The 19,838-nt window shown below is 52.0% G+C and carries 17 protein-coding genes; 8 read left to right on the forward strand and 9 right to left on the reverse strand.

All coding sequences use genetic code 11. The features are described 5' to 3' along the window. Nucleotides 1-3: 3 nt before the first annotated feature. On the reverse strand, nt 4-669 hold the full coding sequence (locus HY29_RS13230) for a hypothetical protein (protein WP_034797704.1): 666 nt from the start codon (nt 667-669) through the stop codon (nt 4-6). Nucleotides 670-778: 109 nt separating this feature from the next. Then, on the reverse strand, nt 779-1,567 hold the full coding sequence (locus HY29_RS13235) for a GntR family transcriptional regulator (protein ID WP_051601532.1): 789 nt from the start codon (nt 1,565-1,567) through the stop codon (nt 779-781). Between the two features lie 87 nt (nt 1,568-1,654). Between HY29_RS13235 and HY29_RS13240 the strand changes: the two genes are divergently transcribed. Then, nucleotides 1,655-2,677, forward strand: a complete 1,023-nt coding sequence (locus HY29_RS13240; protein ID WP_034797807.1) for a nitrilase-related carbon-nitrogen hydrolase — start codon at nt 1,655-1,657, stop codon at nt 2,675-2,677. Here HY29_RS13240 and HY29_RS13245 read toward each other — a convergent pair whose 3' ends face one another. From HY29_RS13245 to HY29_RS13265, 5 genes are read right to left on the reverse strand one after another with little or no spacing between them, the layout of a single operon-like run. Continuing rightward, complete coding sequence (locus HY29_RS13245) at nt 2,678-3,412, reverse strand: hypothetical protein (RefSeq protein ID WP_034797705.1); 735 nt, start codon at nt 3,410-3,412, stop codon at nt 2,678-2,680. It abuts the gene before it with no gap. Between the two features lie 3 nt (nt 3,413-3,415). After that, the gene (locus tag HY29_RS13250; protein WP_034797706.1) at nt 3,416-3,820 is read right to left on the reverse strand and encodes a YciI family protein; all 405 of its coding nucleotides are present in this window, start codon (nt 3,818-3,820) and stop codon (nt 3,416-3,418) included. Nucleotides 3,821-3,823: 3 nt separating this feature from the next. Next, entirely contained in the window at nt 3,824-4,726 is a 903-nt protein-coding gene (locus tag HY29_RS13255) for a polysaccharide deacetylase family protein (RefSeq protein WP_034797707.1), read from the reverse strand. Further along, nucleotides 4,710-5,657 carry a polysaccharide deacetylase family protein gene (locus HY29_RS13260; RefSeq protein ID WP_034797709.1) on the reverse strand — a complete coding sequence of 316 codons (948 nt, stop codon included), beginning with the start codon at nt 5,655-5,657 and terminating at the stop codon, nt 4,710-4,712. The genes HY29_RS13255 and HY29_RS13260 overlap by 17 nt, the downstream gene beginning before the upstream one ends. Next, entirely contained in the window at nt 5,657-6,328 is a 672-nt protein-coding gene (locus tag HY29_RS13265; protein ID WP_034797808.1) for an isochorismatase family protein, read from the reverse strand. The genes HY29_RS13260 and HY29_RS13265 overlap by 1 nt, the downstream gene beginning before the upstream one ends. 405 nt (nt 6,329-6,733) lie before the next feature. Here HY29_RS13265 and HY29_RS13270 point away from each other — a divergent pair, with 405 nt between their 5' ends. From HY29_RS13270 to leuD, 3 genes are all read left to right on the forward strand, one after another. Then, nucleotides 6,734-8,899 carry a TonB-dependent receptor gene (locus tag HY29_RS13270; RefSeq protein WP_034797711.1) on the forward strand — a complete coding sequence of 722 codons (2,166 nt, stop codon included), beginning with the start codon at nt 6,734-6,736 and terminating at the stop codon, nt 8,897-8,899. A gap of 106 nt (nt 8,900-9,005) precedes the next feature. Beyond that, nucleotides 9,006-10,409: a 3-isopropylmalate dehydratase large subunit gene (locus HY29_RS13275; RefSeq protein WP_034797713.1), complete on the forward strand. Its 1,404-nt coding sequence runs from the start codon at nt 9,006-9,008 to the stop codon at nt 10,407-10,409. After that, nucleotides 10,409-11,017, forward strand: a complete 609-nt coding sequence (gene leuD, locus HY29_RS13280; protein WP_034797715.1) for a 3-isopropylmalate dehydratase small subunit — start codon at nt 10,409-10,411, stop codon at nt 11,015-11,017. Before HY29_RS13275 ends, leuD begins: the two co-directional genes overlap by 1 nt. Nucleotides 11,018-11,070: 53 nt before the next feature. Here the strand turns inward: leuD and HY29_RS13285 are convergent, their stop codons facing one another. Continuing rightward, nucleotides 11,071-12,240 (reverse strand): CaiB/BaiF CoA transferase family protein, encoded by a 1,170-nt coding sequence (locus HY29_RS13285; protein ID WP_034797717.1) that lies wholly within the window; start codon nt 12,238-12,240, stop codon nt 11,071-11,073. Between the two features lie 124 nt (nt 12,241-12,364). Here HY29_RS13285 and HY29_RS13290 point away from each other — a divergent pair, with 124 nt between their 5' ends. The 4 genes from HY29_RS13290 to HY29_RS13305 all read left to right on the forward strand — a co-directional run bounded on the left by HY29_RS13290 (nt 12,365) and on the right by HY29_RS13305 (nt 17,333). After that, entirely contained in the window at nt 12,365-13,315 is a 951-nt protein-coding gene (locus HY29_RS13290; RefSeq protein WP_034797719.1) for a hydroxymethylglutaryl-CoA lyase, read from the forward strand. A gap of 18 nt (nt 13,316-13,333) precedes the next feature. Beyond that, nucleotides 13,334-14,755, forward strand: a complete 1,422-nt coding sequence (locus HY29_RS13295) for a sodium/proline symporter (protein ID WP_034797721.1) — start codon at nt 13,334-13,336, stop codon at nt 14,753-14,755. A 194-nt stretch (nt 14,756-14,949) separates the two neighbouring features. After that, a complete protein-coding gene (locus tag HY29_RS13300) occupies nt 14,950-16,497 on the forward strand; it encodes an MFS transporter (protein ID WP_051601509.1) in 1,548 nt (515 codons plus the stop codon). Nucleotides 16,498-16,640: 143 nt separating this feature from the next. Further along, a complete protein-coding gene (locus tag HY29_RS13305) occupies nt 16,641-17,333 on the forward strand; it encodes a hypothetical protein (protein ID WP_034797723.1) in 693 nt (230 codons plus the stop codon). 93 nt (nt 17,334-17,426) lie between these two features. Here the strand turns inward: HY29_RS13305 and HY29_RS13310 are convergent, their stop codons facing one another. Continuing rightward, nucleotides 17,427-19,823, reverse strand: coding sequence for a YbcC family protein (locus HY29_RS13310; protein WP_051601510.1), 2,397 nt, complete (start codon nt 19,821-19,823; stop codon nt 17,427-17,429). Nucleotides 19,824-19,838: the final 15 nt, after the last annotated feature.

The following is a 19,838-nucleotide window of genomic DNA, read 5'->3' on the forward strand; positions in this document are numbered from 1 at the left end:
CTCCTAAAAGAATGTTGGTTTTAGCAGGCCTGTGAAGGCGGCCAGGATGATGAAAAACCAGATCGCCATAACCAGAGGCTTTGCCTTGGTGAGGACGGCAGCGACATCTCGTTCGGCTTTATCAGAGGATGGTCCAGACAAATTGCCGAGGGCTGTGCCAAGAGGTTTCAAAACTACGCGGATAAGCAGCCCCATCAATATGGCGGCAGCAAGCAGGATAAGCTTGATCGCGATGAACTGCGGCATGCCTAGCATGCCAGCCAAACCGGCCAATCCAGAGAATATCAGTGCACTGCATAATGCCCATCGGATAACCAGATCGATTCTGACGAGTAGCTTGGGCGCATTGCCGTGAGACAAGTGAAGATGCCAGGCAATCGCAAGCCACGCCACGCCGGCTATGATGCCTAACCATGCCGTCCAGATGGGCGCCGCTAGCCATCCGCTGCTGACGGCGAGCATGTAGCCTGTAGGCAGTGCCAGAATGAGAGCGGTCCGTGGAGCCATGTCCACGTCATTTACAATCTTGGCCGCCATCAAGCGTTTTTCAGGACTTATATTTGGCGCTGTAAGGAAACGGCTAGTGTAGAAAGCGCCGAGATCGCCGCCTAGCCAGTATACAAATACCAAAACGTGGAGCAGGGTCCAGATCGCGATTTCAAATGTCATAAGTCAAGCCTGTTGTCTCGACCTAATGATATATCATTTGTGATATCTGGCTAGAGGGCAATCATATTTGGCGTAACATTTATGATCTTCTGCTCGATCCTTAAGCAGATTACTCTGCAGTCCAATCAGAATTTTTTTCACGCGTCAGGCGCATCTCATACTGAAAGCGATCTGCTCTGTAAGTTGCCGTGATATCTTGAACCGGACGCCCTGTTGCGTCTCTCATAATCCTATGAATGCGTAACAAGGGGGAGCCGGTTGTGACGCCTAGGACCGCTGCAACCGCGGCTTCTGCGGGCACTGCTGTTATGGTTTGGGTTGCCTCGCAAGGCCGATGACCCGCTTTTTCAAGAAGCGAAATGAGGCTGGCTGTTGCCAGATCATCTTCGCTGTAGGCCTCTGCAATATCTTCAGGAACGTAGGTTACGAGATAGGAAAATGGCTCATCCGCAAGAATACGAAGCCTCACAATGCGTTGTACACTGGCGTTTCGGCTGAGTTCCAGAGCTTCTGCAATAGCTGGACTGGGACTGATCATTTCGCAATCAAGCAATTGAACTTGTGTTTCGATTCCCATTCGTTTCAAGCCATCAATGAGATTTTCGAAACTGCCTTTCACCGTTGGCGCGGTCGCATCATAGGTCACGACTGTGCCGCGGCCGCGATAGCGTCGTACCAGTCCCGCTATTGCCAACTCGTTGAAGGCTCGTTTGACCGTGATACGGGAAACGCCAAGACTCTGGACGAGTTCCTGCTCCGCAGGAAGCTTTGATTGCGCCGGCACCTTGCCGGAAATAATGGCCTCACGGATCTTTGTGTAGATTTGCTGATATAATGGCAAAGAGGATGTTTCATCCAGCTCGTCTGCTGTGAGTTCAAACGCCGTTTCTTCTTTCATATGCATAATCCATTGTTGAGCGAGGACATTGACTTGTCTTGCCTCATATCAGAAATGAGTTTCAGATATGGAAAAGATATAACCAAAATGGCCTACACTGCTTTAGCGCTACAGATTGCCTGTCGCGCTGTAAACTCTCTCTCTATAACCGATGCTCGCGCTGCGATCCTGAACTCCATTGAAAGGATTTCTCTGCAGGTTGCAAATGCTAAGAGGTTTTTGGGGCAGGATCTCAAATTGGTCTCGCTCCCTGAGTATTCTGTGACAGGGTTTCCCTGGGGCGAAAGCGCCACTGAGTGGAAGGAGAAGGCGGCCTTCGCGCCAAATGGGCCTGAATATGATGCAATAGCGAAGTTGTGCCAGGATAGTCAGATTTTCCTCGCCAGTAATCACTATGAGACGGATGCGAATTTTCCCGAGTTATATTTCCAATGCTCCACCGTTTTTTCGCCTTCCGGAGATTTGGTGCTGCGATACCGCCGGCTGATTTCCATGTTTGCCCCTTCGCCTTTTGACGTTTGGGACAAGTACTTGGACACGTATGGCCTGGATGCCCTGGTTCCCGTAGCGAATACGGAAATTGGCAAGCTTTCAGCAATTGCCTCGGAAGAAATTCTATATCCGGAAATTGCCCGCATCAGTGCCAGTAAAGGCGCGGAGATACTGCTTCACTCCAGTTCAGAAGTTTCAAGTCCGTTGCCAACGCCTAAGTCCATAACGCGACATGCGCGCGCTGTGGAAAATATGGCCTATGTCGTATCCGCGAATTCGGGCGGACTGAGCGGCATTGCGATCCCAGAAAACTCGACGGATGGTGGGTCAGAAATTATCGACTATAAGGGGCGTGTACTTGCTCGGGCGGGGTCAGGCGAAACCATCAATGCGTGTGCAGATATTTCGCTTGAAAGTCTCCGAGAGTATCGCCGCCGTCCGGGTATGGCTAATCTTTTGTCTCGTCATCCCATGCAAATGTGGGCCGAGGCCTATTCGGGGTTCGATGCTGCGGAGCAGGGCGGCTTGGGAGATGGGACGCAAGTGCCGGAGCGAGACTATTATCTCGCCCGGCAGAAGCGTGTTATTGAAAAGCTTGATAAAGCGGGCCTAATCTAATCAGGTTCCAGCACGTTCTTCATGGAGCTCCATCAGCTCAAAAGACCAATTATATGGCTCGGCGACAGTGCCTTTGATAAACAAGAAGTCACCGTCTGCTGTGACCCAGAAGTCGTAGGGTGGATGATCGTTGCTGGTATTTACAAAGGCAAACCTGTGACATTCGAATGTCCCGGCGGGAACGTTTACTGTTTCTATGCCTGAGTATTTCAAGCTGCTGGTTGTTGTGCGCTCAAACGCTGGTCCTGTCGCGCCACGGTGATCAATCGAGGTGAGCAGATTGTTCTCGAAGGTCTGAATCCCTGGGCCTTTGGAAAAGTCGAACCTGGCCGTCAGCCAGGCGTCTGATCCTAGGTTATGCGTGCCAAAGCCTCTTATAGCGCGCGTAATATCGACTTTTTCGCTAACGCGCGCCTTCTCTGCAGAGTATCCTTGATACTCGCCCTCGGTATCGCTCCAATTGTACAATGCGTTGCCAAAGAATCTGTCGCTTTTCGTCAGGCGCACATAGGTGTCTAGTGGGTGGAAGTCTTTGTCGACTGCGGCGATCACATCCCGGATAAGTGGCTCATCATCATGGAGTTCGCAGTATGCGCGCATGACCCGGTCACCATTAGGGTGATGCGACATGCGCCAATATTCTACGCCCCAAAGCCCTTCCGGGAAATCGGGATGGCCATCGATCATGTAGTCGATACGGCCGCTCAATACGCGCTGCTTTGGATGTGACGTCATTTGCTATTGTTCTCCTTTGGAGAGCTTCGTTGGTCCGCCTGCGGCGCGTTCAGCCACAGCTTCGGCGCTTTCCCAGATTTTTCCGCCGATGAAGCGGCCAACTGAGTTGGTAAACTCGAGATACTCAATGGTCTCGTACATTCCGGACGCAATGTAGGGGTCTCCCTCCATAAGGGCCTTGGCTTCATTCAGTGTGTCTGCCAGTACAAGGAAGACTGAGCCTACAAGCGGCTCACTACCAGGTATGCGCACCGGGCCTGCCGTTACGTATTTCTCCCAATTCTTCTCAACGTGATCGAGATGCCCCTTCAGGAACTGGGTTCTTTTTTGCGCGGAGTTTTCGCCGTCACGACAGATTACGAGAAAGCAGGGCTGTTCTAGTCGTGGAGATGTCTTTGGTTCTGACATGTCTTACTCTTTAAACATTGTTGGAATTTGTTGTGCCGTGGCGACTTCCAGGCCGTCCAGACGTGCAATGCCCTCTATAACGCGGCGAAGTGCGCGAATACGGAAGGGTTGTCCTACGACATAGGGTGTAAGAGTGAATCCAAAGCATTGTGCACCCGAGCGCTCATGGTCAGCTATGTGAAATTCCGCCGCCTCCAGTATCTGGTCAGCCCAATCATCAGCCTGTTGCCGATTGTCGACCATAAGCTTGAAGTCGGACAGCTCATGCATAAGGGGCAGGCAGGTGAGGTTGCCGCTCTCAGTTTTGAAAGGCAGGGGGCGTTGATCTGCCTCCCAGTCCAACAGGGTCTTAAACCCTAATTCGGCAATGATCCTGGGGGTGCGATAGCTTTCGTTACGTGCCGGGCTCATCCATGTCGTCGCATCCGGAAATATTGATCGGCACTCTGAAATCAAAGCGGTTTCTTGCTGCTCTGATAGAGCTTCATGATGGATATGAGCCGTGGATACGCCATGGGCGGCAATCTCATGTCCTGCGTTGGAAATAGCATCTACCAGCGGTGGGTAGCGTTTCGCAATTTCCGCATTCACGGCAAACGTCGCCTTGATACCGAATTCATTTAGAACCTTGAGAATACGATATACACCAATACGGTTACCATAATCTCTGGTCGTGTAATGTCTTAGATCCGGATACGGCGTTTTCATCGCGCCGGGGTGTTTAAAGGGTTCTGCGGGAGGATTTAGAGGAAAGAACTCCAACGGCACGACGATGAAGGCAGCTGCTTTGGCCCCCGATTTCAGTTGCAGTGGCGCGCGCTTGGTGTCTGGTGTCCAGGCAAAATGATCATGGTCAAAGCCATATTTTCTATGCGAATATTTCAAGTAATTATCTGGAAGGGGCAAAGCCGGTCCCTCCTGTTGTCACGCCACGGGTCTGAATGTCGGCGATGGATTGTTCCCAATAGTTCTCACGGAAATACTTGGCAATTTCCTGTCCTGTCGTGATCCACACGTCGTCCGCATGTTCCGAGATGTGTTTCAGGGCCTCTTCGAAGATCCTCAGTCTATGTGGCTGGCTGACCAGATAGGCATGTAGTGGAATGCACATAACCGTGCCACTTTCTTCGCCTTCTTCCAGGAGCTGATCAAAATGTCGCTTCAGAATATCTGTGTACTGCTCAGGCGTATACCCCATGACCGAGTATGTGATGACATCATTCACTTCGAGTGAGTATGGCATTGATACCAGCTGGCCGGTTTTGGTCTTTATTGGCTGGGGCTGATCATCCTGAAAAAGATCGCAAGTATACCAGAAATCATGCTCTGCGATCAGGTCCAGGGTGGATTCAGTGTGTGTCAGGGCTGGCGCCAAATACCCCCGAATGCGTTCGCCCGTTGCGCGCTCAACGGTTCGGATGGAGTCTTCCAGAACAGCTCGTTCTTGCTCTGGGGTCATGCCGTAGGAAAACCGCGTATTGTAAATTCCGTGAGAGAAGAACTCCCACTTACGAGCAGCGCAGGCTTCAATGATTTCCGGATGGTGATCAACGAGTCCAATCGATAATGAAATGGAGCCACGCATGTCATACTTGTCCAGGAGTTCCATAAGGCGCCAGTGCCCAACAGTATTTCCCCACGCGCGTTGTGTGTAACCTTGGATGTCAGGATTACCACGTGGCCAGGGTTGGCGCTTCGGGTTTGGCGGGGGCTGAAACTCGTAATACTCGATGTTTGGCGCAATCCAGAAAGCAAGTTTCTTGTCGCCGGGCCACCGGATTTTTGGGCGACCCGCATAGGGCCAATAATCGTAGAGATTAGGATCGGCGTGAGTCATCAGACTGAGTACTCCTCAAGCCAGTCATAGACTTCCTGTACGTCCACTACGTCTGCATATTTCAGGAGCAGATCTGTTAGGTTGGCGAAATGATAACTTTCATGCTTATCCGCCACACATTCTATTGGCACGATTGTTCTGTACCCGTGGCTTAAAGAATCGACCGCTGTTGCGCGAATACAGCCACTCGTTGACCCGCCGGTTATCACGACTGTATCGATCTTGTGCCAAGTCAGAAAACTCGAAAGCCTGGTCTCAAAGAAAGCACTTGGCATCTTCTTCTCGTAGATGGCATCAACGGCTGGATCTATTTCCAGGCGGTCATCAAATTCATGCCGCACGCTGCCAGCTTTGATGTTTTGAAGGCTGTCGGGCGTATCAGTTCGGGTTCCCCAGATGCCAGCATCGGCTGCATTTTCCATATAGCAGACGCGCGTCCACACCACTGGAAGTCCCTTGCTGCGCGCCAGCTTAGACAATTTGTTTATATGATCTGCCTGCAGAGGGTCAGTGATATATGCTGTATTCGGAAACAAATCTGGACGGGTATACGCTTTTTGCGGATCGACATTCACTATGGCAACCCTCTTGCCAAAGCCGAAGCGTTTTCGCGCTGGATTGGCGCGGATATCCTCAAAGATCTGCCGCGCTGTCTTGTCAGATAATTGCATTGTCGGGGCACTGGATGCATCCGTCATGTGATCTGTCTCTCCTGTTCAGAGTTGACGCTTAAATGATATATCTTTTGTGTGTTGTCTAGGCAACATTTGTATAGCCAGCGCGAAATCCTGCCTCTCAATAGTATGTCTCGCATCCAGCGGTAGCATTAGTTATGCCTTGTAATAAATAGAGATAATAAACAGCATTCGAAGCGGTGCAGCATGCAGAAGCAGCGGTATCTTCCCAACAAGTGTGGCGCTCAATTGATGTGCACATGTGCCTAAAAAGGAGATCGGTATAAATAGTCCGGACATTTTTTTAGCTGGATGATTGCTCATATTTCTAAATGGTATATCTTTTGTGTCAGGCGAGTGACTCAAGGGGGAGTACGGCTCGCGCACATAGAGGGTACTAAAATGAACCATAGACTACTTGCCTCTGCAGCATGTATTGCCATCGTTTCTGGACTGTCCGCATCTCCGTCTTTTGCTCAAGAGCAAGAAGCAGGTGATCAGAATGATGCGCGCAGGCTTGATGCCATCACAGTTACAGCTCAGCGTACATCGGAGAGTATGCAGGATGTTCCTGTCGCTGTGACAGCGATTGACAGCGCTGCGCTTGAGGATCGCCAGGTTGGTGATGTCCTTGATCTTCAGTTTCAGGTTCCGAACATCAACATGGGAACCAATACGGGTACAGCGAACGCCGCACGAATCTTTCTGCGTGGTGTCGGCGAGGATGAAAGCCGGGGCATGGTGGACCAAGCCGTAGGTATTTATGTTGATGGCATTTATGTGGGGCGCTCCGTAGGCTCCCTTTTTGATGTCGTTGATCTTGAATCAATTGAGGTTCTCAGAGGGCCGCAGGGTACTCTTTACGGTCGCAACACCATTGGTGGTGCCATCAAGCTCCAATCCGTAAGGCCTAAAATGGAAAATAGCGGAGAAGTCCGCACAACTATCGGCAATAATGGGCGCATAGACCTTCGTGGTACAGGGAACATTCAGCTCGCAGACAATACCGCTTTTCGTTTTACGGCCTTAAAGCGTGAACGGGACGGATTTTTTTCGCTAAAGCCGAACGGTGCCAGGGCTGGTGAAGGACGTGATGTTGGCCGTGTTGACGTGTTCGCCATGCGTGCCAGCTTTTTAACTGAATTCAATGAGGACTGGAGTTTGTATATCGCGGCTGACAGTACGTTGGACCGTTCTGACCCAACTCCGGACTCTATTGCGCCGGGTAGCGATGTTGATGGTGACGTGTTCACCATCGAGCCAGCCCCAGGTACTCAATGCTCTCTCACGTCGACCACGACGGGGTGTTTTACCGCCTATGACCAGCGCTCTCAGTCACAAGGCGTTTCCGCTCAGATTGATGGTAAGCTTGGAACTTATGATTTCATGTCCCTTACGGGGTACAGAACTCTGGAAGACGATCTTCATACGCGTATTGGATCTGAATACCAACAGCAGACAGACCAATCACAGTTTAGTCAGGAATTTACTCTGAGCTCAAATTATGAGGGGCCATTTAATTTTGTCGCCGGCCTCTTTTATTTTGAGGAAGACATCAAGCTAGACTCTGTTTTCATCTTTCCATTCTCTATCGATGGAAGCACAGAGTCGCTCGCTGCCTTTACGCAGGGAACCTATGACGTAACAGACAAGCTATCTCTGACTGGAGGAATTCGCTACACGCAGGAAGATAAGGATTTTTACGGTATCAACCGCTCCTTTAATTTCTCCCGTCAGGATAGTGCAAGCTTTGACAATTTGAGTTATTCCGTCGGAGCAGACTACCGTCTCAATGATCAGGTGTTGACCTATGCGAAGTATGCGACCGGATTCAAATCCGGAGGTTGGTCTCCTGATGCATTCAGCTCAACAGCAGTCTTTCTTCCCGTAGAAGAAGAGAAATTGGATAGCTTTGAACTCGGTGCAAAGACGGATCTTTTTTCTAACACGGTAAGGCTGAACGCTGCTTATTTCTTTAATACATATGAGGGACTACAAATCGGTGCGACTGTCCCGAATGTCGGCTTCACGCGGTTCAATGTTCCTGAGGCGCAAATTCAAGGTCTTGAGTTTGAATTAGCATGGCAGGCGACCGAGAATCTTCAGTTTAATGCCAATCTTGGTCTCCTCGATGCGGAGTACACGAAGCTGGATATGGCTTCTGCGGCAGGTTTGACTAACCAAGGATCGACCCCGGCCTGTGGAGGTGTTGTTTCGCTTGAGTGTGCCTATGGATTGGACTTGAAGAATGCTCCTGATTACAAGGGGGCTATTGGTGTGCTCTATGAGTTGCCGGTCTCCTCAGGCACGCTAACCTTCTCGGGCGATGTCGGCTTTGAAGATGACAGCTGGTCCTTGGTAGCAAACGCTCCTGATCATGTTCTGACTACGGTCGATCCAATCTTGAATGCCAGGATCAAATATCAGTCGGATGCGGGATGGTCTGCTGCGGTCTGGGCAAAGAATGTTGCCGATCAGAACTACTGGCGTGCTGCAACGGCCGGTGCATCTAATGTCTTTGCATCTGATCCGCTCACATATGGTATCGATCTTGGATACAAATTTTAGACGCCTTGCATCCTCCTGCTAGCGTTTAATACCCCGGCATCCTGGCGTCCTTTGGGCGCCAGGATGTTTGGCCTGTTGATCTGACTAAGGCAATTGGTAGAAATTTATGGTCTTCAAGAAGGCGCAAACACTCTTTGACAAGCTTTGGGCGGCCCACCGTATAGCTGATGGTGGAGATGGCGCGGATTTGATCGCGATTGACAGGGTTTGCCTGCATGAGCGAACCGGAGCAGTCGCACTTAGAAGCCTCCGTGACGCTGGCCATGACGTGCAAAACCCCAAGCGTGTTTTTGCCATTATGGACCACATTGTCTCTTTTCGTGAGAATCGAGGTCCAGATGAATCTCGTTCCCCCGGGGGGGGTGTTTTCATCACTCAGACACGCAAGCTCGCTCTTGAGGCAGGTGTGAATTTTATTGATACGAATGATCTGCGCCAAGGTATTGTGCATGTCATCGCTCCGGAACTTGGTATCGCGATTCCTGGCGTTTCCTTGATCTGTCCGGATAGTCACACTTGCAGTTTGGGAGCACTTGGGGCCCTGGCGTGGGGGGTGGGGTCGAGTGAGTCTGAGCATGCGATGGCGACCGGTTGCCTTCGTGTCACCAAGCCCAAGCAAATGCGTGTCACTGTAAACGGCGCGCTGGGGGAAGGCGTATCAGCAAAAGATCTTGCTCTTTACATCATCCATAAATTTGGCGCCAAGGGCGGTCAGCGCTGCGCTATTGAGTATTGTGGAAGTGCAATCTCTGAGCTCACGATAGAGGAACGTCTCACTCTATGTAATATGGCTGTCGAGTTTTCAGCTTTCACGGCTCTTATCGCGCCTGACGAGAAAACCATATCATTTGTTCTGGGAAAGCCTTATGCGCCGAATGCTGACGAAATAGCGGACACGCGAGAGGACTGGCGCTCGCTTTTCACTGATGAGGATGCGATCTTTGATTATGAGATCGAAGTCAATGCAGCAGATGTCCAGCCCATAGTGAGTTGGGGCACCAGTCCGGAGCAAGCGTTACCGATCGGAGATGCTATTCCCATAGGGGCCGACCAAAAGGTTCTGGATTATATGGGACTGAGCGGTGGACAGCGCGTTGAGGGACTGGAAATAAGCGGCGCCTTTATCGGGTCGTGTACGAACGGGCGCCTGTCTGATTTGCGTTCAGCGGCGGCTTTCCTCCAAGGCCGAAAAGTAGCGGATGGCGTGCGCGCAGTTTGTGTCCCCGGGTCCCAGTCTGTACGCAGGCAGGCCGAAGAGGAAGGACTGGATGCAATCTTCAGGGAAGCCGGATTTGAGTGGGGCGCACCAGGGTGCGCAATGTGTTTCTTTGCAGGCGGTCAAACGTTTGCCCCTGGAGAGCGCGTTGTTTCCTCAACCAACCGTAACTTTGAGGGCAGACAGGGGCCAGGTGTGCGCACACACTTGGCCAGTCCTGCGACAGTCGCAGCATCAGCTGTGAAAGGTGCAATATCACGCGCTGACAAAATTAATGTGGGGGTGGATGAGTGATGCGGCAAACGTTTACACGCTTTTCAGGTGTCGCCGCGCCTTTGATGATTGATAATGTTGATACGGATCAAATCATACCATCGCGCGAGATGAAAACGACGAGCCGTAATGGCCTTGCTGAGGGACTGTTCGCAGGGTGGCGCTATGTGTCTGAAGGAAACAGAATACCTGACAAGGAGTTTATCCTGAACCGTGAAGGTTACAGAGAGGCAAAAATCCTGGTGTCGGGCGAGAATTTTGGGTGCGGCTCCTCGCGCGAGCATGCTGTCTGGGCTTTGGAGGAGTACGGTATTCGGGCAATCATAGCGCAATCATTTGGCGAGATTTTTTATAATAACTGCACCCGGAATGGGGTTCTGCCTATCCGTCTGCATTCTTCTGAAATCGCGGGTATTGTGGCGTCAAGCAGTCCGCAGCTCGTTACAATCGATTTGCCGATGCAAAAAGTGCTCGTCAATGATCGAGAGTATCACTTTGAAATAGGTGCTTATGCGAAGCGACTGCTCCTGGAAGGCCTGGATCCAATCAGTATGACCAAGAAGGAATTGCCTGTTATCAGGACATTCCAGGAAGCTGATAAACTGAAGAGGCCCTGGTTGTATAGGTAACCCTCTCCGGGGGGGCAAACGTCTGACTAAATCCTACCTTGATGGATGCATATCTATCCATTGATGCGCTTATCGATGACCAGTCTTTCTATTTGCTCTTCTGAATATCCCAATTCATTCAGTATGGCGTGACTATGCTCTCCGATCTTGGGTGGGTTCAGCTGTAGTCCGCAGCGCTCCCCATCCATAGTGATGGGCATTGAGGGAAGCTTTACATTGCCGCCATCCGGTAGCGTCATCTGCAGCAACCCGCCTTTTGCATTAAGGTGGGGATCATCAAACAGGTCTTCCGGCCGCGCAATCGGTGCGAACGGAAGCCCTATTTTTTCGAGTTTCGCAAGAAGGTCAGACTGTTCGTAGTCGCTCAGGAGTTCACGGATTCTCGGGATAATTTCTTCGCGCCGCATAACACGATCATTGTTCTCGGCCAGTGTCGCGTCCTCGGCCCAGTCATGCAGTTCGAATGCCTGGCAAAATGTTTTCCACTGACTATCAGAGACAACGCCCAGAAAAACTTTTTGGTCGTCTTTCACGTCAAATACATCATACACGGCCCATGCTGAAATACGGGCTGGCATGGGCGCCGCAGGTGATCCGGTGACGGCATATTGAGCCATATGCTGGCCGACGAGAAAGGCCGTGGTCTCAAAAAGGGAGGCAGAAACATGCTGACCTTTACCGGTCTCACTTCGAGCATTCAGTGCCGCGAGTATGGCGATTGCCCCGAACATTCCGCCGGTTACATCAATTACAGAAGCGCCTGCGCGTAGAGGACGACCGGGAGGGCCGGTCATGTATGCGAGACCGCCCATCATTTGGGCAACTTCGTCCAATGCTGTGCGATTTTCGTAGGGGCCGGGAAGGAAGCCTTTTTCAGAACAGTAGATAAGTGCCGGATTCAGCTTGCGCATGCTGTCATAACCAAAGCCCAGTTTATCCAGTGCGCCTGGCCTGAAATTTTCAATAAAGACGTCGCTTTTCGCTATGAGCGCTTTGGCGATTGCCGCGCCTTCCTCGGATTTCAAGTCGACAGCAAGGCTCTTCTTGTTCCGGTTATACATTGAGAAATAGCCCGCACCCGAGCCTTTCAGGCGGCGCGTTTTGTCTCCATCGACGGGTTCAACCTTGACGACTTCGGCCCCAAGATCAGCGAGAATTAGACCCGCAGCGGGCCCCATCACCATGTGAGTGAACTCTACGACTTTGAGACCTGAAAGCGGCATTACAGAATTTCCCGTGAATATGATCCTTGGCTTATCATGCTTTTAAAGGATATATCATTTAGGGCAATTCATCTTCTGACGAATTCTGGTCGCCAGCGAAAATTAATAGGAAAGGGGGCTCGATATGTCCGCCAACGAAGTCTGTATAAGCGAGGTGGGGCCACGCGATGGCCTCCAGAATTGTACGACGATCATGTCCACGGCCGATAAGGTGCGATGGATTTCTGCGCTGGCAAAAGCCGGGTTGAGCGAGATCGAAGTCGGTTCATTCGTATCGCCCAAATTGTTGCCCCAGATGGCTGACACTGCAGAGATCGTTGCATCTTCGCGTGAACTGGAGAATTTGGAAGTTGCTGTCCTGGTTCCCAATCTGAAGGGGGCTCAACTCGCTATCGAGGTCGGTGCAGACAAGATCACACTGCCTTTGTCGGTGAGCGAGACTCATTCGGTGCGGAATATTCGGCGAACACATGAGCAGGTAATCGAAGAAGCACGAAATATAGCCGATCTGATCTCTTCCCTTCCAGCGGAGAAGCGACCGCATTTTGAAGGATCTCTTTCCACGGCATTTGGTTGCACGCTGGAGGGGATGATTCCGGATCGAGTCATACTGAGATGTGCTGAGCAACTTATGGAGGCTGGATGCGATGAGGTCGGCCTGTCGGACACTACGGGATATGGTGACCCGCGTTCAATCAAACGTTTGATTCGGTCAGTCCGAGGTGTTGTTGGAGCGGATGCCGTTAAAGGCGTGCACCTTCATAATACGCGTGGGCTGGGTCTGGCGAATGCGCTTGCCGCTCTGGAAGAAGGCATCACGACTTTTGATAGTTCCCTCGGTGGTCTCGGGGGCTGTCCGACCGCGCCAGGCGCAAGTGGAAATATCGTGACGGAAGACCTTGTCTTCATGTTTGAGTCTATGGGCATCAAAACCGGGATCAGCATTGATGCCTTGTTCGAAGCGCGCAAGATCTTGGCAGAAGCACTTCCAGGTGAAGAATTGTACGGCTTTGTACCAAATGCAGGACTGCCCCTTGGGTTTGCATCAGACCCTGTTGCCGAAGTCACGGCTTAGAAGGCACGGGGGAACACGATGGGAAATCTGCCAGCCCTCATAACGCTCATAGTTTACTCCGCCGGACTTATAGGCCTCAGCCTATGGGTGACGTCGCGTGCCAGAACCGAAGAGGGGTTCTTTCTTGGTGAGCGTAATTTGGGGCCTTGGGTCGCCGGCCTTGCCTATGCGGCTTCAAGCTCCAGTGCTTGGGTGCTGCTTGGCTTTTCCGGCTTCGTTTACCAGGTTGGTCTATCGGCTCTCTGGATGGTTCCAGGAATCCTGCTTGGTTATGCTGTTGTTTGGCTTTGGGCTGGGCCGCTTCTTCAAAAAACAAGCCGCGAACATGGGCATGTGACCCTTTCGGACTTTCTTACACAAGGGGCTGACCCCCATGTAGCAAGATTGATCCGCATCGCGGCCTCCCTGATGATCGTTTTTTGTTACTCGTATTATATCGCATCCCAGTTCCAGGGGGCTGGCATAGCCTTTGATGGTGTCTTCGGCACAGGTCTCCAATCTGGCATCTTGTTGGGGGCCGGGATCATTTTGGCTTACACCTTGCTCGGTGGATTTCTTGCCGTCTCACTGATTGATACTATCCAAGGTCTGCTGATCGGTGCTGTCGCCATAGTCGTGCCTGCTGTTGGTTTGCTGCATGCTGGCGGTATAGAAGGTGTTTCAATTGCGCTGAATATTGCCCCTTCCGAATTCAGGGCTCCTTTTGGAACGGCGGTCGGCTGGACCGCTCTAGGCTTTGTGATCGGCTCAATGGCGACGGGGTTCGGGGCCTTGGGCCAGCCACATCTTATTTCGTGGATCATGGCTGCCCGGGATAGGAAGGCCAGAGTGCGGGGGGCTGGTATTGCAATCGTCTGGGCAGGACTTGTCTATTCAGGCATGGCTGTTCTTGGTCTATCTGCCCGCTCTATTTTTGGTTCAGATGCGCCTGCTGAAGGCGTCTTTTTTGAGATCGCCTCCACAGCGCTTCCTGCAATTCTGGCAGGTGTCGTCGTTGCGGCAACCCTCTCCGCCATAATGTCTACTGTCGATAGCCAGCTACTTGTTGCTGGCGCCGCAATCAGTCACGACCTTGGAGTGGCGAAGATCTTCCCCGGTAAGGAGGTTATCGTGTCGCGTATGGCGGTGGCCTTTGTTTGCCTGGCTGCTGTCGTCGTTACTCTCCGTTTGCCCTCGACAATCTTTGAGCGGACTCTTTTTGCTTGGACAGCGCTTGGCGCGAGTTTTGGACCTGCGGTCATTGCCAGAGCTGCAGGCGTGCGTCTGTCTGGCATAGCCGTTTTGGCATCATTGCTGGCGGGGTTTGGCGCATCTGCAGCATATGAGTTCTTGCTGCCTTCAGGGCCTGGAGCTGTTTGGGCCAGAACCGTGCCATGGGCACTGGCTTTCATAGCTATTGGCGTGTGTTCTGTTGTTCATTTGCGAAAGCGAGAAAAGTGAGCCTGCTTGCTTTTCGTGATCTTTGACGGATGCGGGTGCTTCCTATTTGTGCAGCTTTTACCAACGGCCGGGCGATCGCAGTGCGCATGGCTGATTAGGCGATACGTATAATAGAAAGAGTGCATATTTTCTCTCGACGAAATGTTTAAATGGTATACCATTTAAACATTGTTGCTTGTGCAAGGAGTATTGATATGCGCGAAGAAGGTGAGTTTAAGCGCGGCTGGCCTGTACTTGCATCAGCATCTGTCGGGGTTGGCCTTGGGCTTTCACCTTTGCCATTCTATACCATCGGTGTTTTTATTCCGCCTATCTTGAAGGAGTTTGGTCCTCTGGGATGGGATTCCGGTTTTATTATAAATGCCTTGGCGGTTTATACGTTTGGCTGTCTGGCTGCGGCGCCCATCATTGGTGTTCTCTCTGAAAAATTCGGCGCGCGTCGTGTCGCGCTGATTTCCATTGTTACTTTCTCGCTGGCACTCATGGCTATTGGACTCAATAATGGTTCAAAGGCCATGTATATTCTGCTCTGGCTCGTTCTCGCCTTTGCGGGTGCCGGCACCTTGCCGATCACTTTCACGCGTCCTGTTGCGAATTGGTTCAGCAAGAACCGGGGTGTGGCGTTGGGCATAGCGCTCATTTCGACGGGCGTGTTTGGAGCCCTTGCAAAGTATTTTACCCAGTTTGTTGTTAATCACTCCGATTGGCGAACAGCATATATTGCCTTGGGATGTCTGCCCTTGATGATATCCTTGCCGCTTTCGCTGCTGGCAATACGTGACGTCGAAGATGTTCCGGCCAAGAGCGCGAAGATCGTAAAAAGCAAGATACCGATCCTTCTGGTTAGCCTTCTCTCGGCGAGCATTTTTGTTTTGATTGTCCTCAAGGAGGTTCTTGAACTGATTGGCCGGAATGGCGTTCGGCTAGAGTACATCATTCCCTTTGCCTACGCGCCGCTTGTTCTGGCTCCAATCTTGGCAATGATCTTTTTACGCATCGGGACAGAGCCCCCAGTGGTTCAAAAAAATGCCAACAATGAAGCTATCATTTTGCCAGGCCTGACACTCAAAGAAGCTTTGATGAACTGGCGATTCTGGCTCCTGTCATTGTGCTTTGTTCCAATTTCCTATGCCGTCGGTTCGGTTATTCCAAATATCGAACGTGTTCTAACGCATTCCGGTATGGCGATGGACGAGGCGGTTGGGCTGGCCACCTTGACCGGCCTGGCGGTTCTGGGCGGGCGTGTGATAGGCGGCTTCCTGATTGACCGGTTTTGGGCGCCAGCCGTTGCGTTTTGTTTCCTGGCTTCACCTGCCTTTGCTCTTTGGCTTCTCGGGCATCCAGAGGTCGATGCCAACACAGCAACCCTTGCAATCCTCATGATCGGGTTTGGCGCTGGCGTAGAATACGATTTCATGGCCTATATGGTGTCTAAGTATTTCGGCATGAGATCCTATTCAGCTATCTATGGATCCATATACGGATTTTTTGCTCTGGGTGCAGGTTTGGGCCCCGGGCTAATGACAAACCTTGCCGAGGGCAGGGGCGTCAAAATTATCGAGTGGGATACGGGGCTTCTATTGGGGCAGGACTGGCAGTTCACTCTGACGAGTGCCGGGGTAATTCTCTTCATTTCGACAGTGCCGCTCCTCTTCCTTGGACGGTATGTCTACGGACGAGAAGACGATGAAGGAGAAGCCTTAAGGGCCGCCGAAGAGACCGTTGAGGCTGCACATGCCTGATTTCTCTTGTGCCATGAAATTAGTCATGCGGAGAGGGACGCTTTTCCGGTTAGGGAGCTGATTTTCCTGCTGAATTTATAAATTTTACTATCGCCAAATACCCGCTTAAATGGTATATCATTTGTACGTTTATGGAGGCGGGTATGTGGGATTTTTTTACAACGCATGAACTTTCAATTCTTCGATGGCTGCACATTGTGGCTATGGTGTATTGGCTTGGTGGTGAGTGGGGCGTTTTTCAAACCAGTTACAAGGTCGTGAACCCTGCGCTGTCCTTGGAAGAACGTTCGCGGCATATGGAAACGGCCTACCGCATAGATATTATGGCACGTACAGGGATTATCTCCCTACTGCCGTTAGGGCTGCATATGGGGCACATCTGGGGTATCCAGCCTTTGGGCGGGCCTTGGCTTGTCGCAATGTGGATTCTATGGGCGGTCTGGATGGTGATCACATGGGGGGCATTTGCCAAGCGTGGTACTCAGATTGGTATGCTGCTGTCCCATATTGAGGACTGGACTCGCTACATTCTCATCCCTGTACTTATCTTTGTCTCGATCTCTTCGCTTCTCGGGCATGGCCCTTTTGCAGCAGGCGAGGGGCAGAGATGGTATTCTGCCAAGATTCTCACATATGGTTTGCTTCTCATTCTGGGTGTTGTGCTTCGTCTCGTGATGCACGAATGGCGTGCCTTGTTTCCCATCCTTGCTCAGGGGCCGAACCCCGAGGCGGAGCACAAGCTGAAGATGTCCATTCGTTTTGCGCGCGGGATTGCTTATCTTTACTGGGTTGGAATTTTGACCACTGCATTCTTTGGTGCTGTGAAACCTTTCTAGGTGATGTCCGTCATCATGATGGGGGGAGCCAGGTTATCTCCTCGTGGGAGCCTGTTGCCCTGACCGCCCCCCTCATAGACTGGCCGCATCTGTCTAGGGGTGCTTGTAAGCGCTGGTGACTTTGCGCCATTGCAGATCGCCAGTATATTCCGATGCAAGCAGTCCTGATCTACCGAGAGCAAATAAGCGTAACCAGGCATTGTCGAACAAGGCCCTGACATTCTCGTGTTTTTCGAGGACATCATTGATCGCCTCGCAGGGTGCTTCGATACAAACTGTGAGGCGGGTGGGCTCGTGCACATATTTGGTGCCGTTATGGACCGACTGCCAAGGCAAGCCTGTGCGGAGACGCCCGCCATTACCTTCCAGAACGCCTATGCCACCGACCACGTTGTGGAGAAGCTTATTGCCGCCACCGAATAGGTCCGGAGCGACAACAGAGCCATAATATTGCAGGCTAATCCAGCTTGCGACAACGACCGGGGCTGTCAGGATGAGCTCCAGCGTTGAGAAGTCGGTATCCTTTTCCCAGTCGTATTCATGTAGAAATGCTGTGCCGGAGAGATCGCGATCCCGGGTCCTCTCTCTAGGGGCTGCGATAAAGGCGCTGCAGTTTGCGAGCCCCCATTCAGGGCGCGTCTCCGCCCAATCGCGGCTGCGCCGGATGACACCTTTGCCATTATCGGCACGGGGCAGGGTAAGAGATCTTTCCTGCCGTGATAGCTGTCCAGCTTCAGCAAGCCACGTCTTGATTTCCGAGATTGTTTTCTGAAGTGCGGGTTGGGCTCCCTCGTCATACACTTTGATTTCATCAGTGGTCGTTGAATGCAGTGCGCCAAGGAAATGCGTCTCATCCGGAATATGAATGTCATGGTCCGCAAGACCGGACCTTACGGCAGGCTCATTCAGGATCTGGGCGAGCAGTCTGGCGTTAACGTCTCCGGCATGGCCGCCGCAGGCCCCACATTGCAGTCCGCTTGCATGAGGATTGTTCGTGACTGTGGCACCATGTCCAACAAGCAGAACAACTGGCGCAAAGTCCTCGGTAAGCGACATGGCCGTCAAGACCGATTTGGCCAAGTCGATCCGGTCCTCGGTGCCGAATGATGAGTCGAGTTGTAGCGGGTGGTTTGAGGGCGCTTTCTTCCGTGCGCTGGCAATCCCGTCCTTCACGAGGCGCCAGGCATAGATCGGACCTGATGATTCCACGAATGCAAATGATGAAACCGCCGCCATCCGGAACCTGCCCCAGGCGCGGAATGCGCGCGCCCTATAACGTTCAGGACGGTCGTCATGATCCCTGGTGGCGGAGACGGCTTTCGAATGAATGCCCGGCTTCAGAAGAACCGGAAGACGGTCCTCCGCTATATCGGATGCAAATCCGTGATGCCGCAGCGGAATTCCAAAGAACCCGGCAAAGCCCCGCGTTTCAGCGCGCGGCGTTACCTGTTCCAGCGCTCTGCGAAACACTTCAGAGCGCACATCGATACAAAATACCGCCTGAACCAGAGGATCGGTTTTCGCCTCGCGTACAGCCGGTGCCTGGAGGCTTTCTCCAAGTCGCCTGATCTTCGAGTATTCAAATGCTGTATGAAGCAGGATTTCCTGTTCAAATGAAGCGGGCATAGGGCTTGATGGGGCGTAATCTTTCCAGGTTTCAGACCATGGCTTACCAATGTCATTTTTGTACTGATTAAGAAGCGCAATATCCCAGACGAGCCGGATAGCGAGAAGATCGCGTAGGGTCTCATCAGAGTGACCTTCCGGTTCGGCTTGCCACAAGCGGTAGCGTGCAAGCTGGCTCCAGCCCCCAAGACTGAGCAGAAGATGAAGGAAATAGTCGCCAAGGTGGTCTGATGGCACTTTCAGGTATTCGCACGCCTCAAGGATGAGAGCCTCCGGCGTTTCGGGCAAGGCCTGCACTTGCTTTGCGAAGTTTTTCAAACCGAAGATTTCCGGAGTCAGATCGTGCTGTGCCCAGCTTAGCCAGGATGACCAGGCACCTTTTCCGGCGGTCATTGGCCAGAGGGCCTGGCCTTCGTCGAAGTAGGCGCTAGCCCAGCTGGTAAATCTGTCATCAATCACCTGACCCCAGTCGACCCCGCTATGGTCTGTTGCAAGGCTTGCGATTGACGCAATGCGTTGCTTCGTTGGATCAAATCCGGAGGAGTCAGTTTTCTGCAGTTCGGGGCAGTCGTTCGTGTCAGCAAGGTCAAGCTCCTGACGCGCTGCTGTCATGTCCGCGTTGGTGATCTTTCCTGAGCGCAGCTTTTCCAGATACCAGGCTGCGGGCAAGGTAAGCTTTTGGCCGGAAAGCCAGGCAAGTTTTGCTGCGGCCTTTTGAAAGGGCATATGCGCCTGACCGAGAAATGGATTGACGGCGACACTATGGGTTAGCGGCCACAGGGGAGGGACCTGGCGGATTGCCTGATCAATCGCGTTCTCAATGGAAGTGTATTCGGGCGTCGGAGTGCGGGTCATCTGTAGCATGAGTATCTCCTTGAA

The organism is Hyphomonas beringensis (assembly GCF_000682755.1).
GTDB classification, from domain to species: Bacteria; Pseudomonadota; Alphaproteobacteria; order Caulobacterales; family Hyphomonadaceae; genus Hyphomonas; species Hyphomonas beringensis.

Excerpts from the sequence above, each read along its gene's own strand:
- HY29_RS13230 (WP_034797704.1), bottom strand. The coding sequence starts at position 669 with ATGACATTTGAAATCGCGATCTGGACCCTGCTCCACGTTTTGGTATTT.
- HY29_RS13235 (WP_051601532.1), bottom strand. The coding sequence starts at position 1,567 with ATGAAAGAAGAAACGGCGTTTGAACTCACAGCAGACGAGCTGGATGAA.
- HY29_RS13240 (WP_034797807.1), top strand. The coding sequence starts at position 1,655 with ATGGCCTACACTGCTTTAGCGCTACAGATTGCCTGTCGCGCTGTAAAC.
- HY29_RS13245 (WP_034797705.1), bottom strand. The coding sequence starts at position 3,412 with ATGACGTCACATCCAAAGCAGCGCGTATTGAGCGGCCGTATCGACTAC.
- HY29_RS13250 (WP_034797706.1), bottom strand. The coding sequence starts at position 3,820 with ATGTCAGAACCAAAGACATCTCCACGACTAGAACAGCCCTGCTTTCTC.
- HY29_RS13260 (WP_034797709.1), bottom strand. The coding sequence starts at position 5,657 with ATGACTCACGCCGATCCTAATCTCTACGATTATTGGCCCTATGCGGGT.
- HY29_RS13265 (WP_034797808.1), bottom strand. The coding sequence starts at position 6,328 with ATGCAATTATCTGACAAGACAGCGCGGCAGATCTTTGAGGATATCCGC.
- HY29_RS13270 (WP_034797711.1), top strand. The coding sequence starts at position 6,734 with ATGAACCATAGACTACTTGCCTCTGCAGCATGTATTGCCATCGTTTCT.
- HY29_RS13275 (WP_034797713.1), top strand. The coding sequence starts at position 9,006 with ATGGTCTTCAAGAAGGCGCAAACACTCTTTGACAAGCTTTGGGCGGCC.
- leuD (WP_034797715.1), top strand. The coding sequence starts at position 10,409 with ATGCGGCAAACGTTTACACGCTTTTCAGGTGTCGCCGCGCCTTTGATG.
- HY29_RS13285 (WP_034797717.1), bottom strand. The coding sequence starts at position 12,240 with ATGCCGCTTTCAGGTCTCAAAGTCGTAGAGTTCACTCACATGGTGATG.
- HY29_RS13290 (WP_034797719.1), top strand. The coding sequence starts at position 12,365 with ATGTCCGCCAACGAAGTCTGTATAAGCGAGGTGGGGCCACGCGATGGC.
- HY29_RS13295 (WP_034797721.1), top strand. The coding sequence starts at position 13,334 with ATGGGAAATCTGCCAGCCCTCATAACGCTCATAGTTTACTCCGCCGGA.
- HY29_RS13300 (WP_051601509.1), top strand. The coding sequence starts at position 14,950 with ATGCGCGAAGAAGGTGAGTTTAAGCGCGGCTGGCCTGTACTTGCATCA.
- HY29_RS13305 (WP_034797723.1), top strand. The coding sequence starts at position 16,641 with ATGTGGGATTTTTTTACAACGCATGAACTTTCAATTCTTCGATGGCTG.
- HY29_RS13310 (WP_051601510.1), bottom strand. The coding sequence starts at position 19,823 with ATGCTACAGATGACCCGCACTCCGACGCCCGAATACACTTCCATTGAG.